The sequence below is a fragment of the Paraburkholderia sp. genome (assembly GCF_026225065.1).
Classification (GTDB): domain Bacteria; phylum Pseudomonadota; class Gammaproteobacteria; order Burkholderiales; family Burkholderiaceae; genus Paraburkholderia.
The window spans coordinates 1-14,708 of record NZ_JAMFSB010000045.1; the positions used below are offsets into that span (position 1 = coordinate 1).

Sequence of the window (14,708 nt, forward strand, 5' to 3'; positions counted from 1 at the left end):
GCCTGCAAACCCGCCAACACCGAGCCTGTGACGGACATCGGGGAAAACCCGCGTAGCCAAACCTGCGTCCGGCAGGATGATCGGCTCGTATGATACCGGCAGGCAGTCGAGCGTCAAGTCGACTAATGGATATACGCGCGCTAAAAACGAACTTCGCAGACGGGTCGGGCAATTCCTCACCAAAGCTTTCAAAAATTTTACGTTGCGCGAGCTTGTTTAGAGTAATCACACCGGAGCCTTCGTTTTGTGACAAATCCGACATGAAAAACTGTTACTGTTCGTTTTTTCCGGACATAGGTTGGAAGGCAGTCGGGGTTGCCAGCGCCCGCGGGGGCGCTGGCAAGCCGTGGGGACCGCTGGTACGCACCTATGTTTGCTGCGCATGACAGCGGGTCGCTTCGGCGGTCGGCATCGACATCAAACTCCATGAGAAGAAATCGTATGGCATTGCGTCGCGTCGCAACGGCGCTGCTGGTGGCTGGCCTGATCGGTGCGCAGACCGCACACGCCCAGGTGACACTCAACTTCGTCAACGCCGACATCGATCAGGTGGCCAAGGCGATTGGCGCTGCAACCGGGAAGACGATCATTGTCGACCCGCGCGTCAAGGGTCAGTTAAACCTCATCTCCGAAAATCCGGTGCCCGAGGACCAGGCGCTCAAGACCCTGCAGTCCGCTTTACGGATGCAAGGCTTTGCGCTGGTAGAGGATCACGGCGTGCTGAAGGTCGTGCCGGAAGCCGATGCCAAGCTGCAGGGCGTGCCGACCTACGTCGGCAATAACCCGGTGGCGCGCGGCGACCAGGTGATCACGCAGGTGTTCCAGCTTAAGAACGAATCGGCCAATAACGTGCTGCCGGTGCTGCGTCCGCTGATCTCGCCGAACAATACGGTGGCGGCCTATCCGTCCAACAACACGATTGTCGTGACGGACTACGCCGACAACGTGCGCCGGATTGCCCAGATCATCGCCGGCATCGACACGGCTGCGGGCACGCAGGTTTCGGTGGTGCCGTTGAGAAATGCCAACGCGCTCGACATCGCACCGCAACTGACGAAGATGCTCGATCCGGGCGCGATCGGCGCGACCGATGCGACGCTGAAGGTATCGGTCACCGCCGACGCGCGCACCAACTCGCTGCTGATCCGTGCGTCGAACGGCGCGCGCCTCGCGGCGGCGAAGGAGCTGGCGAAACAGCTCGATGCGCCGAGCGCCGTGCCCGGTAACATGCACGTGGTGCCGCTGCGCAACGCAGATGCGGCGACGCTCGCGAAGACCTTGCGCGGCATGCTCGGCAAAGGCGGCGACAGCGGCTCGTCGAGCGGGTCGAACAACGCGAGTTCGTTCAACGCGGGCGGCAGCTCAGGCAGTTCGTACGGCAGCAGTTCGACGGGTACCTCGGGCACTCCACCGCTGCCGTCAGGCGGACTCGGAGGCGGCTCGGGCTCGTCGCCGCTCGGCGGTGGCGCCAGCTCCGGCGCGGCCGGCGCTTCTGGCGACACGATCGGCACCGACAAGGACAAAAGCAGCGACGACAACCAGCCCGGCGGCATGATCCAGGCTGACACGGCGACCAACTCGCTGATCATCACGGCGCCCGAAGCGGTCTACCGCAACCTGCGCTCGGTGATCGACCAGCTGGATGCACGGCGCGCGCAGGTCTATATCGAGGCGCTGATCGTCGAACTGAACTCCAACACCAATGCCAATCTCGGCATTCAGTGGCAAGTCGCGAACGGTTCGGTGCTGGCCGGCACCAACCTGGCAACCGGCACCGGCAATAGCATTGTCAATCTGACGGCGGCCGCAGCTGCTAACGCGAGCACGGGCGGTCTCGCTACGGCACTGGGCAGTGGTCTCCAGCAGGGCCTCAACGTTGGCTGGATACACAACATTTTCGGTGTGCAGGGACTCGGCGCGCTGTTGCAGGCGCTGTCGCAGACCGCCGACGCGAACGTGCTGTCGACGCCTAACCTGATCACGCTCGACAACGAGGAAGCCAAGATCGTCGTCGGTACCAACGTGCCGATCCAGACGGGTTCGTATTCGAACCTGACGAGCGGCACCTCGAGCGCGGCGTTCAATACGTATGACCGCGTCGACGTGGGCCTGACGCTGCACGTCAAGCCACAGATCACCGACGGCGGGATTCTCAAGCTGCAGCTCTACACGGAAGACTCGGCGATCGTCACCGGCACGACCAACGCGACGACCAACCCGGCGGGCCCGGAGTTCACCAAGCGGTCGATCCAGTCGACGGTGCTGGCCGATAACGGCGAAATCATCGTGCTGGGCGGCCTGATGCAGGACAACTACCAGGTCAGCAACAGCAAGGTGCCGTTGCTGGGCGACATTCCGTGGATCGGCCAGCTGTTCCGTTCGGAATCGAAGAGCCGCAACAAGACCAACCTGATGGTGTTCCTGCGTCCCGTGATCATCACCGATCACGCTACCGCGCAGGCCGTGACGGAGAACCGTTACGACTACATCCAGGGCGTGCAGGGCGCGTACAAGTCGGATAACAACCTGATCAAGGACAAGGACGATCCAGTGGTTCCGCCGATGCCGATCGGCCCGGCCGAGGGCGGCGCGCCCGCGATGAACCTGTTCAATCTTGACGAGATGCGCCGTCAGCAGATGGCGCCGCCGGCTCCCGCTTCCCGGGCGCCGGTGTCGAATGGCGGTGCGGTTCCGAATGGTGGCGCGGTCCAGAGTGGCGGTACCGTCCAGAACGGCGGTGCGGTCCCGAATGGTGCTGCTGTTCAGACCAATCCCGTGCCGACCAGCTCGCCCGTTACCACGGCGCCGGGAGCGCAGCCGTGAGCACGCCGTCCACACCGTCGTCTGGTTCTGCGTCGTCAGCAGCGACCCGGGCCGGTGCCACGACGACGCCAGCGTTCGCGGCGGTGTCTGCCGAGCGCGGCGCGTCATCGGCAGTCGCCGCACGGCTCGTGCCCTATGGCTTCGCCCGCAGCGGCCAGATTCTGGTCGCGCATCAGCACGCCGACAGCCTCGAAGTCTGGATCAGCGAACGCACGAGCGACGCTGCGCTCGCCGAAGTCGGGCGCAATTTCGGCGCTCTCACGGTAGTGCGCTTGCCCGCTGAGGAACTCGCTCAGGCAATCAACCAGGCCTACGCACGCCACGATGGCAGTGCCGCGCAGGTGGTGGGCGAAGTGGAAGGTGAAGTCGATCTGTCGCGTCTGATGCAGGAGATCCCGGAGGTCGAGGATCTGCTCGAATCGGAAGACGACGCGCCAATCATCCGCATGATCAACGCCCTCCTCACTCAGGCGGCGCGCGAACAGGCTTCGGATATTCACATCGAGCCGTTCGAGAATGCCTCGGTGGTGCGCTTTCGCGTCGACGGTACGCTGCGCGATGTCGTGCGGCCGAAGAAGGCGCTGCACGGCGCGCTGATCTCGCGGATCAAGATCATGGCGCAGCTCGACATTGCTGAAAAACGCTTGCCGCAGGATGGCCGGATCACGTTACGCGTGGGGGGCCGGCCGGTCGACGTGCGGGTCTCGACGTTACCGACCGGGCACGGTGAGCGCGCGGTGTTGCGTCTGCTCGAGAAAGACGCGTCGCGCCTGAATCTGGAAGCGCTCGGCATGGGCGCGGACACGTTGGTGAAATTCGACAAGCTGATCGGCCGCCCGCACGGCATCGTGCTGGTAACCGGGCCGACCGGCTCGGGCAAGACGACGACGCTCTACGCGTCGATGTCGCGGCTCGAGACGGCGACGGCCAACATCATGACCGTCGAAGACCCGATCGAATACGACCTCTCGGGCATTGGCCAGACCCAGGTCAACGAACGGATCGGCATGACCTTCGCGCGGGCGCTGCGCTCGATTCTGCGGCAGGATCCGGACATCATCATGATTGGTGAAATCCGCGACCTCGAAACCGCGCAGATCGCCGTGCAGGCATCGCTCACTGGCCACCTTGTGCTGGCGACGCTGCACACCAACGATGCGGCCTCCGCCGTAACGCGTTTGACCGACATGGGCGTCGAACCTTACCTGCTGGCTTCGTCGCTGCTCGGCGTGCTGGCGCAGCGCCTCGTGCGCAGGCTCTGTCAGGTGTGCCGCGAAGAGCGCCCCGATGCGGACGGGCGCATGCAGTGGCATCCCGTGGGTTGTGAGAAGTGTGGCCACTCCGGTTACGCAGGACGGCGCGGCGTGTATGAGTTGCTGCTGATCGACGACACGATCCGTACGCTGGTCCACCGCAATGCTGCCGACTCGGAGATCCTCGCGGCCGGTCGTTCGCAAGGCATGCGCACGCTGCGCGAAGATTCCGACCGCTGGCTCGCTTCGGGCCTGACCTCGCTCGAAGAAGTGATCCGCGTGACGGGCGGAGCATAACCCCATGCCGGCATTTCGTTTCGAAGCGATCGATGCGACGGGCAAAGCGCAGAAAGGCGTACTCGACGCCGACAGTGCGCGCGGCGCCCGCACGCATCTGCGTGGCCAGGGGCTCACGCCGCTGATCGTCGAGCCGGCCTCGAGCCGCACGCGCGGCGAGCGCAATCAGCGGCTCTCGTTGGGGCGGCGTCTGTCGCAACGCGAGCAGGCTATTCTCACGCGCCAACTGGCCAGTCTGCTGATCGCCGGCTTACCGCTCGACGAAGCGCTCGGCGTGCTGACCGAACAGTCGGAGCGCGACTACATCCGTGAACTGATGGCGTCGATACGCGCTGAAGTGCTCGGCGGTCATTCGCTCGCCAATGCGTTGCAGCAGCATCCGAAAGATTTTCCGGAGATCTACCGGGCACTGGTGGCCGCCGGCGAACATACCGGCAAGCTGGGTCTCGTGCTGTCGCGTCTCGCCGACTATATCGAGCAGCGCAACGCGCTCAAACAGAAGATCGTGCTGGCCTTCACGTATCCGACCGTCGTCACGATCATTGCTTTCGGCATCGTCACGTTCCTGTTGAGCTACGTCGTGCCGCAGGTCGTCAACGTGTTTGCGAGCACCAAGCAGCAGTTGCCGGTGCTGACGATCATGATGATGGCGTTGTCGGGCTTTGTGCGGAAATGGTGGTGGGCGGTGCTGATCGCGGTCGTGCTGGTGGCGTATCTCGTGCGGTCGATTCTGGCGCAACCCGGCCCGCGTCTCGCCTTCGACCGCTGGCTGCTGACCGCCCCGCTGCTCGGCAAGCTGGTACGCGGCTATAACACCGTACGCTTTGCCAGCACGCTCGGCATTCTGACGGCAGCGGGCGTGCCGATTCTGCGCGCGCTGCAGGCGGCGAGCGAAACGCTCAGCAACCGCGCCATGCGCGACAACATCGACGACGCGATTGTGCGCGTGCGTGAAGGCACGTCGCTGTCACGCGCGTTGGGCAATACCAAGACGTTTCCGCCGGTGCTGGTGCACCTGATCCGTTCAGGCGAAGCGACCGGCGACGTGACGACGATGCTCGATCGCGCGGCCGAAGGCGAAGCCAACGAACTCGAGCGGCGCACGATGTTCCTGACGAGCCTGCTCGAGCCGTTGCTGATTCTGGCGATGGGGGGTGTAGTGCTGGTGATCGTGCTGGCGGTGATGCTGCCGATCATCGAGTTGAACAACCTGGTGCAATGAAGCGTTCAGGCGCGCGGCCACGAAGGGCGCGCGCTCGATCGCGGCGAAGCGGCTGGCGGCAGGTTTGCCTAACGCACGTAAATGGTGGGGCCGGCGGGATTGGCGGGCAGGAACACTTCGGAGCGGACACCGTTGCGGTCGATGATGATCGAACGGGGGCGCACTTCGTAGAGCTTGGCGCCTTGCATGATGGCGCTGCCGAGCGACACGGCTCGCGGCGGTTCGCCACCTGCGCTGAGGATGGCGGCGGCGCCTTCCTGGAGCGAGAGGATGCCGAACAGACGCACGTCCTGGTTGGCGCTGCGCTGAAGCTGGCCGCCGAACAGCGTGGCCGCCTGGTCGACCGAGACCGGCGCGTTCACGGCGGCAGCCGGCAACGGGCCGCCTCGCAGCGCGGCGAGCGTGACGACCCAGTAAGTGAGCGTCGCGCAGAACACCGCGAACAGTGCGAGCGACAGAAGGCGGATTTGGATGGCGTTCATGCGCATCATTGTACGGACTATTGTGAAATTTGCGTGGGGGGAACGTGCCCTAACCTGGCGCCTCGCGCCAGGTTCCGGCGTTTTCTCGCAACCCTTCAACTGCATGACATTAAAATGACAGAACGGGAGTGTTAAATCGCACGCTGATCCTGGTTGGCACGACACTCGCCCGACACGAAAATCTTCCTGAAAAGAGGTAGCAAGCTATGCAAATGTGGACCACTCGCCGCACCGAAATCGCGGGTCTGCGCAACCGTCGTCAGCGCGGTTTCACGCTGATCGAAATCATGGTGGTGATCGCGATTCTCGGCATCCTGGCCGCGCTGATCGTCCCGAAGATCATGAGCCGGCCGGATGAAGCGCGGCGCGTCGCTGCGAAGCAGGACATCGGCACGATCATGCAGGCGTTGAAGCTGTACCGTCTCGACAATGGCCGTTATCCGACTCAGGACCAGGGGCTGCGCGCATTGGTCGAAAAGCCCTCGACCGATCCGGTCCCGAACAACTGGAAGGACGGTGGTTACCTCGAGCGTTTGCCGAACGATCCGTGGGGCAATGGGTATCAATATCTGAACCCGGGCGTGCACGGTGAAATCGACGTGTTCAGTTACGGCGCCGACGGCAAACCGGGTGGCGAAGGCAACGACGCCGACATAGGCTCGTGGGAATGACCGGTTGAGTTTATTGCGCGCACTCTCGCTTATCGTCGGCACCATGTCTCTGTCCGCTTGCAAGTCTCGTGTTGCCCCGGCGCATCTGGCGAGGGTGCCATACGTGGCGCCTGGCGACACACGCCGGCAAAGCGTCGCGGTCACGCCGGGCGGACGTCGGCGCGTGAACCGGCAGATGGGCTTTACGTTGCTGGAGATGCTGGTGGTGCTGTTGATTGCCGGGCTGCTAGTGTCGCTGACATCGCTCGCGGTGACGCGCAATCCGCGTACGGATCTGAATGAAGAAGCTCAACGCCTGGCGTTGCTGTTCGAATCGGCTGGCGACGAAGCACAGGTGCGGGCCCGGCCGATTGCGTGGCAGCCGTTCGATGGCGGTTTCCGGTTCGATATGCACACCGACGACGGCTGGCGTCCCTTGCGCGACGATCTGCTTGGCGCGCGTCGCTGGGAAGGCGGCGTGACGAGCGTGTCGATCGATTATCCAGGTTCGGACGTGCACCCGTCGCGGCTGGTGTTCGGCACGGAGAGCATCGACGCGCCGGTGCAGATCACGCTGTTTTCCGCTGTCGGTCAGGCGCGGATCGTGGGAACGGGCAATGGCCGCTATGAGGTGCGTTGAGATGAGCGGCCAGATGAGGGATGCCGGGCGTGCACCGATACATCGGAAGTCACAGGGCGGCTTTACGATGATTGAAGTACTGGTGGCGCTGGCGATTATCGCGGTGGCTCTCGCTGCCTCGATGCGCGCGGTGGGCAATCTGGCGAACAGCGAGGTGGAGTTGCATCAGCGGTTGCTGGCGGGCTGGAGTGCGGACAACATGCTGGCGCAGTTGAAGCTTGCGCATAGCTGGCCGGATGTGGGGTCGAGCAGTTACGACTGTTCGCAGGGGAATTTGCAGCTGCTTTGTACGGAACGCGTGACGGCGACGCCGAATCCGGTGTTTCGCCGAGTGGAGGTGCTGGTAACGACACCGGGCCGCGCCGGCAATCTTGCCCAGATGGTGACGGTGGTGGCGAATGAAACGAACCGTTCGCTCTGAGCGCCGCGGCCGCCGGCCGGCGCGTGGCTTTACGCTGATCGAGTTGCTGGTCGCGATTGCGATTCTGGCGGTGATCGCGGTGCTGTCATGGCGTGGACTGGATCAGATCATCCGCGGACGGCAGACGATCACGAACGCGATGGAAGACGAGCGCGTGTTCGCGCAGTTGTTCGACCAGATGCGAATTGATGTGCGGCATGCCGCGACGGATGACGAGTCGGGGGCTGCCGCGGTGTCGGTGAGTGGGAGCGTGTTGCAGATCGTGCGGGAATTCGACATGCCGGATGCGGCGCCGCGCTTGCAGGTGGTGCGGTACCGGGTGATCGAGGGTCGGGTGACACGGTATGCATCGCCGCCGCTGGGCACGATGGGGGAGTTGCAAGGGGCTTTGCGAGGTGGAGAGGGAGACGGTTGGAGTGCAGTGCCATTGATGGGGGGAGTCGGCTCGATCGATGCGCGGTTGTTTGTGCCGAAGGTTGGGTGGACTACGCAGATGAAGGATGTGCAGGCGGCGATTGCCGAGAACGATAACAATCTCAAGGTTCCCCAGTTGGGGAGTGCACCGCTGCCGCGGTCGGTGATGGGGCTTGAGGTTGTGATTGGGGCGACTTCGCTGGCGCGGCCGGTTACGCGGGTTTTTCTCGTCGGAGAGTGATGAAGTGGTTTTTGGTTTGCTACTGCCGGGGGTCTTTTTTTCTGCTGCGCAGGCTGGGGGGGTGTTTGCTCTCTGTTTTGGTTTTGTTTGTTTTGGGTTTTCCTTTGGCCTTTCCTTGCTTTCTTATCGGTCTATTAGTGTCGCCCCTGTGCGGGGCAGCACCTACTTTTCTTTGCAGCGGCAAAGAAAAGTAGGCAAAAGAAAGCCGCTCACCCCGCCAGCTTATAAGTGTCCCCCACTGTCCATAATTCGGAGTGGTGCGCGCACGCAATCATCCCTCGCACCCTCCTCCTTAGTGACAAAGCAGTCATCCGTTCCAGCGTCGCGCTTCGCGCCCCGCCGTCGGGCACAACCCCCCGCTCAAGCTGCAGTGGGACTTGTTTCCGCGCCGCGCGCTCAGCAACCCACCAATGGTTATGCCTTACCGTCACGCACGAAGTGCGTAGGCGGGATGAATGAGTCCTTTGTCACGAAGACTGAGAGCGCGAAAGCCGATTTCGTGCGCGGACCACTCCGAACTATGGACAGTGGGGGACACCTACAAGCTGGCGGTGTGAGCCCGCTTTCTTTGCTTACTTTCTTTGCGGCGGCAAAGAAAGTAAGTGCCGCCCCGCACAGGGGCAACACAAGCAAACCACTAAGAAAGCAAGGAAAGGCCAACCCCGCAAGAACACGGACACACGCCGCACAGGCAAACAAAAAAGCGCAAACCGGCGTAGCCATAATCACAGCACTCCTAGTAGTAGCCCTATCAGCAATCCTGGTCTCAGGCATCCTCTGGCGCCAGCAAGTACAAATCCGCAGGATAGAAAACCAACGCCTGCTATCCCAAGCCCAATGGATCTCGCGAGGCGCGCTAGACTGGACACGCCTGATCCTAAGATCCGAAGGCGACACCTCCGCAGGAATAACCTACCTGGGCGGGGTCTGGGGTGTCCCCATAGCCAAAACACGTCTCTCTGACTTCCTGGGCCAAATAGGCGAAGTCCGCGCCGCCGAAGGCGCCGAAACGTACTTGTCAGGCTCAATAGAAGACGCCCAATCCCGCTTCAATCTGCGAAACCTGGTCTCAAGCCCCGCTCCAGGCATGCTGCAATTAAATGTATCGCAAATCCAGTCCTTCCAGCGTCTGCTCAGCCTGCTCGGCCTCAATAGCTCAGCAGCGCAAAACGCCGCGATCCAGGTCCGCAATAGCCTCGCCCACTCCGCGACGCGCTTCCAGACGACCGCCCTGACCAGCCCCTACACCGCGCCGGCCGTCGTGGGCGGCGCCGTCGGCGGGAATAGCTTCACCGATAAACCCGGTATCAGCGACGACGACAACAATCCCTCCGTCGTGCCCCTGCAAATGACGGGCGTCGATTCGCTGCTCGATGTACCAGGCTTCTCCCCCGACATGGTCGAGCGTCTGCGTCCTTTCGTGACGTATCTGCCCACCACTACCGCGGTCAACATGAATACCGCGCCCGCCGAAGTCGTCGCCGCCGTCGTCGAGGGGATGAGCCTGTCCAATGCGCAGGCGTTCGTTGCGCGCCGCCAAACCGTGTTCTTTCATAACGTCGGCGATGTACAGTTGGCCTTGCAAGGCGCAGGTGTCCCGCAGCTGTCGATCGACCCCAGTCTCTACGACGTCACTACCAGTTACTTTTTTATCCACGGCCGAGTCGATCATGAACGCGCGGAAGTGGATCGCACGACTCTCGTCTATCGCGATGCGCTCACGCACACCACCCGCGTCGTGAGCGTGCAGGATCAACTATGAATAACGCTTTTCCCGGAGAGAGTGGCCTTTGAGCACACTGATCGTCCTTCTGCCGCCGCGTGACCCGGCGGTGCCATCGCAGGAATGGCAACTGCCGGAGCTGCCGTTCGTGTTGCTCGACAAGTCGGGCCGCACGCAGCGCGCCGGCCGGGCCTCGCTCGCGCTGTTGCCGCGTACCTCGTCGACGGTCCTGATGGTCGCCGCCCGCGACCTCCTGATGATGCCCGCGACCCTGCCCCCGTTGAAGGGGCCGCGTCTGCGCCAGGCATTGCCAAACATCGTCGAAGATCAACTGATTCAGGATCCGCAGACCTGTCATATCGCGCTCGATCCGCAGCCGCTCGGCAAAGGGCGGTATCTGCTCGCTGTCGTCGATCGTGGCTGGTTCCGCTTCATCTGCGAAGCCTTCGCCGCAGCCGGTCATCGCAGCGTGCGTGCCGTGCCGGTCACGCGTTGCCTGCCGTCGGCTCCGGTCACCGCCGCTGCCACTGAAGCCGCCGCTGTGCTCGCCGAGGCCGAAGCAGCGTCGGCGACGCTGAAGCCCGCCGCAGCGGCCAAGCTCGCGGCTGGCCTGCCGGTCGAGCCGCCCGCGCCAGTCGTCGCGGCCGTGCTCGGCGCGGTCGTCTCCACTGCGCCCGCTCTGCTGCTCGAGGTGGCGCCGGAGTCCAGCACCACTCGCGTGGAAGTGGCGATTGCGCGCGGCCGTCAGGGTGAGGGGCTCGCGCTGCCGGCGACCGCGGTGAATAGCACTCTCGAAGCGCTCTCCGGCGCCGCGCCGATCACGCTTTATCAGCTCACCGAGGTGCCTGGTAGTGAGCCCGGCATGGGTGCGGGCGCTCAAGCCAAACTTGCCGGCCAGGTGAAAGGCGCGCAGCCGCTGCCGTTCGAGAAGCTCGCGCGCCGCGCGCTTGAATGCCGCTTCGATCTATGTCAGTTTGAGTTCGCCTCGCAGCCGTGGCGACTCGACCGCGCCACGCTGCGGCGTCTGCGTTTTCCGATCGTGCTGGCCGTTGCCGCGCTGGTGATCGCGATTATCGGCGTCAACGTGCAGTGGATGGTCCTCGCGCACCAGCGTGATGCGATCAACACGCAGATGACCGAACTGCTGCTCAACACCTTCCCGAAAACCACCGTCGTGCTCGATGCGCCCGATCAGATGTCGCGCCAGATGCAGCAGTTGCGCGTGGCCGCCGGTGAGTTGTCGCCGGACGACTTCCTGTCGCTTGCCTCCGGATTCGCGCGCTCGCTTGGACCGTTGCCGGTCAATGGCATCGCGGCGATCGATTATCACGACCGTCGGCTGGACGTCACGTTCAAACCGGAAGTCAAAGTCGATCCCGGCCTCGCGCAACGTCTGTCAATCAACGGGCTCTCCGGCGCGATCGATAGCAATACCGGCAAGTGGACCATCAGGAGCGGACAATGAAAGCTGAACTTGCTCAAACGTGGGCCGGGTTCTGGGACGGACGCACCGAGCGGGAGAAAACGCTGCTGCTGTGGGGTGGTGTGGCCCTCGGTGTGGTGATTGCGTGGTCGATCCTGTTGGGCCCTGCCCTCGACGGCCGCGCGCATTTGCGCGAGAGCCTGCCGGCAATACAGCGTCAGCTCGCGCAGATGACGGCGCAAGCTGATGAGGCGCGCAGCCTGTCGTCGGCGGTCCAAGGCGTGACGCCCACTGGCGGCGCTCTCAAGGATGCGCTCACCGCGTCGCTCACCGAACACGGCCTCGTGCCGCTGCAAGTGCAGTTGATGGGCAACGCGGTGCAGGTCGAGTTGAAGAACGCGTCGTTTCCCACGTGGACCACCTGGGTCGACGATGTGCGCAAGCAGTTCAAGGTGCAGATTGCGGAAGCCCACATCACCGCGCTCAAAGAAGACGGGCAGGTCGACCTGACGGCATCGCTGCAGCCATCGACCGCCAAATGATGGTGCTGCCACAGGATCTCGCATGAATTTCTGGACGCGGCGCCTGCGCGCTGCCTTGCCGTGGCTGCTGGTCGCGGTGTTGTCGAGCGGTACGGTTTTGCTGGTGCTGTTGCCCGCGGCGTGGATCACGCCGCAGTTCACGAAGGCGAGCGGCGGTCACGTCAATCTGGTCGATCCCGCCGGCTCGCTCTGGAATGGTTCGGCCACGCTGATGCTGGCCGCTGGATCGGACACCAGCTCGGCGACGCTTCTGCCGGGCCGGATCGAATGGCACACCGCCTTCTGGCCGCTCTTCACCGGCCGCGTGCAGATGACGATGCTGCAAAGCGAAGCGATGCCCGTGCCGATCACCGTCGACGCTACCCGTCGCGGCGCCGTGCTGTCGCAAGGTTCGATTGCCGTGCCGGCGGCATTGCTCACTGGCCTGGGCGCGCCGTTCAACACGCTCGATCTGCAAGGCGAAGTGCGGCTTGCATGGAGCGACTGGCGCAGCTTCGACCAGGAAGCGTTCGGACAACTGACGGTTACGCTAAACGATGCCAGTTCGCGGGTCTCGCTGGTCAAGCCGCTCGGTTCCTACCAGGTGGTGATTCAGGCGCAAGGCAACAGCTCGACGATCGATCTCTCGACGCTTAAAGGCCCGTTGATGCTCAAGGGTCACGGCATGGTCGGGGGCGGCGTGTCATCGTTTAACGGCACGGCGAGCGCCGCTCCGGAAGCGCGCGACAACCTCGCCGGCCTGCTGAATCTGCTCGGGCGGCCGAGCGGTCCGGATACGGTGGCGTTGACCTTCGTGCACTGATCGCGGCGCTACGCAGCACGGGCGTCGCCCATGGCATGGAAAGGCAAAAGGGGCATAGCCGTGTGACGGCTATGCCCCTTTGGTCTAAATGCGGTTTGTGTGCTGCCTGATCCGACGCGCTTGCGTCCCTAGTCGCTTCGGACAGCCGTCGAAGCCGCGGCGGTTGCAGAAGCAGCCTCCGGCGGCGCGACGGAGCCGGTTTCCTTAGCCATCTCCGACACATCCCAGCCGCCGCCAAGAGCCTTCACCAGGCCCACTGACGACACCATCCGCTCGCCCGCCAAGGTGGCCAGTTTCTGCTCGGCAGTGAACGCGGTGGTCTGCGCGGTCAGCACGCTCAGATATGCGACGGTGCCCGACTTGTACTGGTTCGTGACGATATCCAGCGCCTGCTGGGCCGAAATGACGGCCTGCTGCTGCACGCCGATTTCCTGCTCCAGAATGCGCTGCGATGCGAGGTTGTCCTCGACGTCCTGAAATGCTGCGAGCACCGTTTGACGGTAGACCGCGACGTCCTCGTCGTAGGCGGCGCGGGCCGCTTCGGTCTGCGCCGAGCGCAAACCCCCGTCGAAGATCGTGCCGGCGAGTTGCGGGCCGAGCGTCCAGAAGCGCGCCGGCGCAGTGAGCAGTTGCGACAGCACCGAACTCTGGAAGCCGCCGCTCGCGGATAGCGTCAGTGATGGGAAGAACGCGGAAATTGCCACGCCGATCTGTTCGTTGGCGGCCTTGGCGGCGCGCTCGGCCGCCGCGATGTCGGGTCGGCGCTCCAGCAGCGCGGACGGCATCTGCGCGGGTACGGAGGGCGGCGTTGCGGTGAGCGGCACGGGCGGAATCGAGAAGGTCGAAGCGGGCTGGCCCACCAGCACCGCAATCGCGTGCTCGTCCTCAGCGCGCGCGATGCCGTTGTCGATTGCGGCGGCCTGTGCCGATTGCAGTTGCGCCTGCGCCTGAATCACGTCCGAGCGTGCGGCGACGCCCTGTGCGTACTGGTTCTGCGTGAGCTTGAGCGATTTCTCGTAAGCGACAACCGTGTCGTCGAGCAGCTTCTGCATCGCATCGAGCTCGCGCAGCGAGAAGTAGGTTTGCGCCAATGTGCCCTGCGCGGACAGTCGCGCGTTGGCGAGCGTGGCGGCGGCGCCCTGCTGGCCGGCTTCCTGCGCGCTGACGGTACGGCTTACCTTGCCCCACAGGTCCGGCTCCCAGCTGGCATCGAGTGACAGGTTGTAGCTGTTGCCGACGCTCGAGCGCGTCCCCGAGGTCGAACTCGCTGCCGAGCCATTGCCCGACCGGGTGAGGCCAGCCGAGCCGCTGATCACCGGGAAATACGCGGCGCGGGCTTCACCGACCAGCGCACGGGCTTGCCGGTAAGCGGCGGCATATTGGGCGACGGTCTGGTTCGAGGTATTCAGCTTGTCTTCGAGCGCGCTCAGTTCTGCGTCGTCGTAAATGGCCCACCACTGGCCGCGGTCATGCTGATCGGAGGGTTGCGCAACCTTCCAGCCGGGCGCCGCTTCCTTATAGGACGCGGGCACGTCGGAAGTGGGCGTCTTATAGTCTGGGCCCACCGCGCAGCCCGTCACCAACGCGGCGAGCGCAGCGGCAACTGCGAGGGTCAGGGCGCGCCGAGCAACGGCCCGCGCGTGCGAGCTTCGGTCAAACTGCATTCAATCAATTCCTGTCGATTCGGCCGAGGCGCGTTCCAGTGTGACCACGAGATCCCGGGAAGGTCGGCGGGCGGAGCGCCCGGATGACAAAGCGAGACGGGACATCGCGAC

The 14,708-nt window shown here is 63.9% G+C and carries 13 protein-coding genes; 11 read left to right on the top strand and 2 right to left on the bottom strand.

The window, feature by feature from the left end:
• The first annotated feature begins 441 nt into the window (after positions 1 to 441).
• From gspD to gspF, 3 genes are read left to right on the top strand one after another with little or no spacing between them, the layout of a single operon-like run.
• Positions 442 to 2,823 carry a type II secretion system secretin GspD gene (gene gspD / locus M0954_RS03430; protein ID WP_133892582.1) on the top strand — a complete coding sequence of 794 codons (2,382 nt, stop codon included), beginning with the start codon at positions 442 to 444 and terminating at the stop codon, positions 2,821 to 2,823.
• Positions 2,820 to 4,373 (top strand): type II secretion system ATPase GspE, encoded by a 1,554-nt coding sequence (gene gspE / locus M0954_RS03435; RefSeq protein ID WP_122152960.1) that lies wholly within the window; start codon positions 2,820 to 2,822, stop codon positions 4,371 to 4,373. Before gspD ends, gspE begins: the two co-directional genes overlap by 4 nt.
• Positions 4,374 to 4,377: 4 nt before the next feature.
• Positions 4,378 to 5,595 carry a type II secretion system inner membrane protein GspF gene (gspF, locus tag M0954_RS03440; protein ID WP_123385108.1) on the top strand — a complete coding sequence of 406 codons (1,218 nt, stop codon included), beginning with the start codon at positions 4,378 to 4,380 and terminating at the stop codon, positions 5,593 to 5,595.
• 68 nt (positions 5,596 to 5,663) lie between these two features.
• On the opposite strand, the gene M0954_RS03445 is transcribed toward gspF, so the two are convergent.
• The gene (locus M0954_RS03445) at positions 5,664 to 6,077 is read right to left on the bottom strand and encodes a type II secretion system protein N (protein ID WP_122152962.1); all 414 of its coding nucleotides are present in this window, start codon (positions 6,075 to 6,077) and stop codon (positions 5,664 to 5,666) included.
• A gap of 206 nt (positions 6,078 to 6,283) precedes the next feature.
• Between M0954_RS03445 and gspG the strand changes: the two genes are divergently transcribed.
• From gspG to M0954_RS03485, 8 genes are all read left to right on the top strand, one after another.
• Entirely contained in the window at positions 6,284 to 6,748 is a 465-nt protein-coding gene (gene gspG / locus M0954_RS03450; protein WP_122152963.1) for a type II secretion system major pseudopilin GspG, read from the top strand.
• A 43-nt stretch (positions 6,749 to 6,791) separates the two neighbouring features.
• Complete coding sequence (locus tag M0954_RS03455) at positions 6,792 to 7,367, top strand: GspH/FimT family pseudopilin (RefSeq protein WP_123385109.1); 576 nt, start codon at positions 6,792 to 6,794, stop codon at positions 7,365 to 7,367.
• A gap of 13 nt (positions 7,368 to 7,380) precedes the next feature.
• A complete protein-coding gene (gspI, locus tag M0954_RS03460; protein ID WP_122155493.1) occupies positions 7,381 to 7,788 on the top strand; it encodes a type II secretion system minor pseudopilin GspI in 408 nt (135 codons plus the stop codon).
• Positions 7,766 to 8,443 (top strand): type II secretion system protein J, encoded by a 678-nt coding sequence (locus M0954_RS03465; protein ID WP_297351659.1) that lies wholly within the window; start codon positions 7,766 to 7,768, stop codon positions 8,441 to 8,443. Before gspI ends, M0954_RS03465 begins: the two co-directional genes overlap by 23 nt.
• A 553-nt stretch (positions 8,444 to 8,996) precedes the next feature.
• Positions 8,997 to 10,205, top strand: coding sequence for a type II secretion system minor pseudopilin GspK (gene gspK / locus M0954_RS03470; RefSeq protein ID WP_297351661.1), 1,209 nt, complete (start codon positions 8,997 to 8,999; stop codon positions 10,203 to 10,205).
• Positions 10,206 to 10,233: 28 nt separating this feature from the next.
• Positions 10,234 to 11,631 (top strand): type II secretion system protein GspL, encoded by a 1,398-nt coding sequence (gene gspL / locus M0954_RS03475; protein WP_297351663.1) that lies wholly within the window; start codon positions 10,234 to 10,236, stop codon positions 11,629 to 11,631.
• Entirely contained in the window at positions 11,628 to 12,131 is a 504-nt protein-coding gene (gene gspM / locus M0954_RS03480) for a type II secretion system protein GspM (protein ID WP_122152966.1), read from the top strand. Before gspL ends, gspM begins: the two co-directional genes overlap by 4 nt.
• 22 nt (positions 12,132 to 12,153) lie before the next feature.
• Positions 12,154 to 12,933, top strand: coding sequence for a type II secretion system protein N (locus M0954_RS03485; protein WP_122152967.1), 780 nt, complete (start codon positions 12,154 to 12,156; stop codon positions 12,931 to 12,933).
• Between the two features lie 128 nt (positions 12,934 to 13,061).
• On the opposite strand, the gene M0954_RS03490 is transcribed toward M0954_RS03485, so the two are convergent.
• On the bottom strand, positions 13,062 to 14,597 hold the full coding sequence (locus M0954_RS03490) for an efflux transporter outer membrane subunit (RefSeq protein WP_297351665.1): 1,536 nt from the start codon (positions 14,595 to 14,597) through the stop codon (positions 13,062 to 13,064).
• Positions 14,598 to 14,708 lie beyond the last annotated feature (111 nt).

Excerpts from the sequence above, each read along its gene's own strand:
- gspD (WP_133892582.1), top strand. The coding sequence starts at position 442 with ATGGCATTGCGTCGCGTCGCAACGGCGCTGCTGGTGGCTGGCCTGATC.
- gspF (WP_123385108.1), top strand. The coding sequence starts at position 4,378 with ATGCCGGCATTTCGTTTCGAAGCGATCGATGCGACGGGCAAAGCGCAG.
- M0954_RS03445 (WP_122152962.1), bottom strand. The coding sequence starts at position 6,077 with ATGAACGCCATCCAAATCCGCCTTCTGTCGCTCGCACTGTTCGCGGTG.
- gspG (WP_122152963.1), top strand. The coding sequence starts at position 6,284 with ATGCAAATGTGGACCACTCGCCGCACCGAAATCGCGGGTCTGCGCAAC.
- M0954_RS03455 (WP_123385109.1), top strand. The coding sequence starts at position 6,792 with ATGTCTCTGTCCGCTTGCAAGTCTCGTGTTGCCCCGGCGCATCTGGCG.
- gspI (WP_122155493.1), top strand. The coding sequence starts at position 7,381 with ATGAGGGATGCCGGGCGTGCACCGATACATCGGAAGTCACAGGGCGGC.
- M0954_RS03465 (WP_297351659.1), top strand. The coding sequence starts at position 7,766 with ATGAAACGAACCGTTCGCTCTGAGCGCCGCGGCCGCCGGCCGGCGCGT.
- gspM (WP_122152966.1), top strand. The coding sequence starts at position 11,628 with ATGAAAGCTGAACTTGCTCAAACGTGGGCCGGGTTCTGGGACGGACGC.
- M0954_RS03485 (WP_122152967.1), top strand. The coding sequence starts at position 12,154 with ATGAATTTCTGGACGCGGCGCCTGCGCGCTGCCTTGCCGTGGCTGCTG.
- M0954_RS03490 (WP_297351665.1), bottom strand. The coding sequence starts at position 14,597 with ATGCAGTTTGACCGAAGCTCGCACGCGCGGGCCGTTGCTCGGCGCGCC.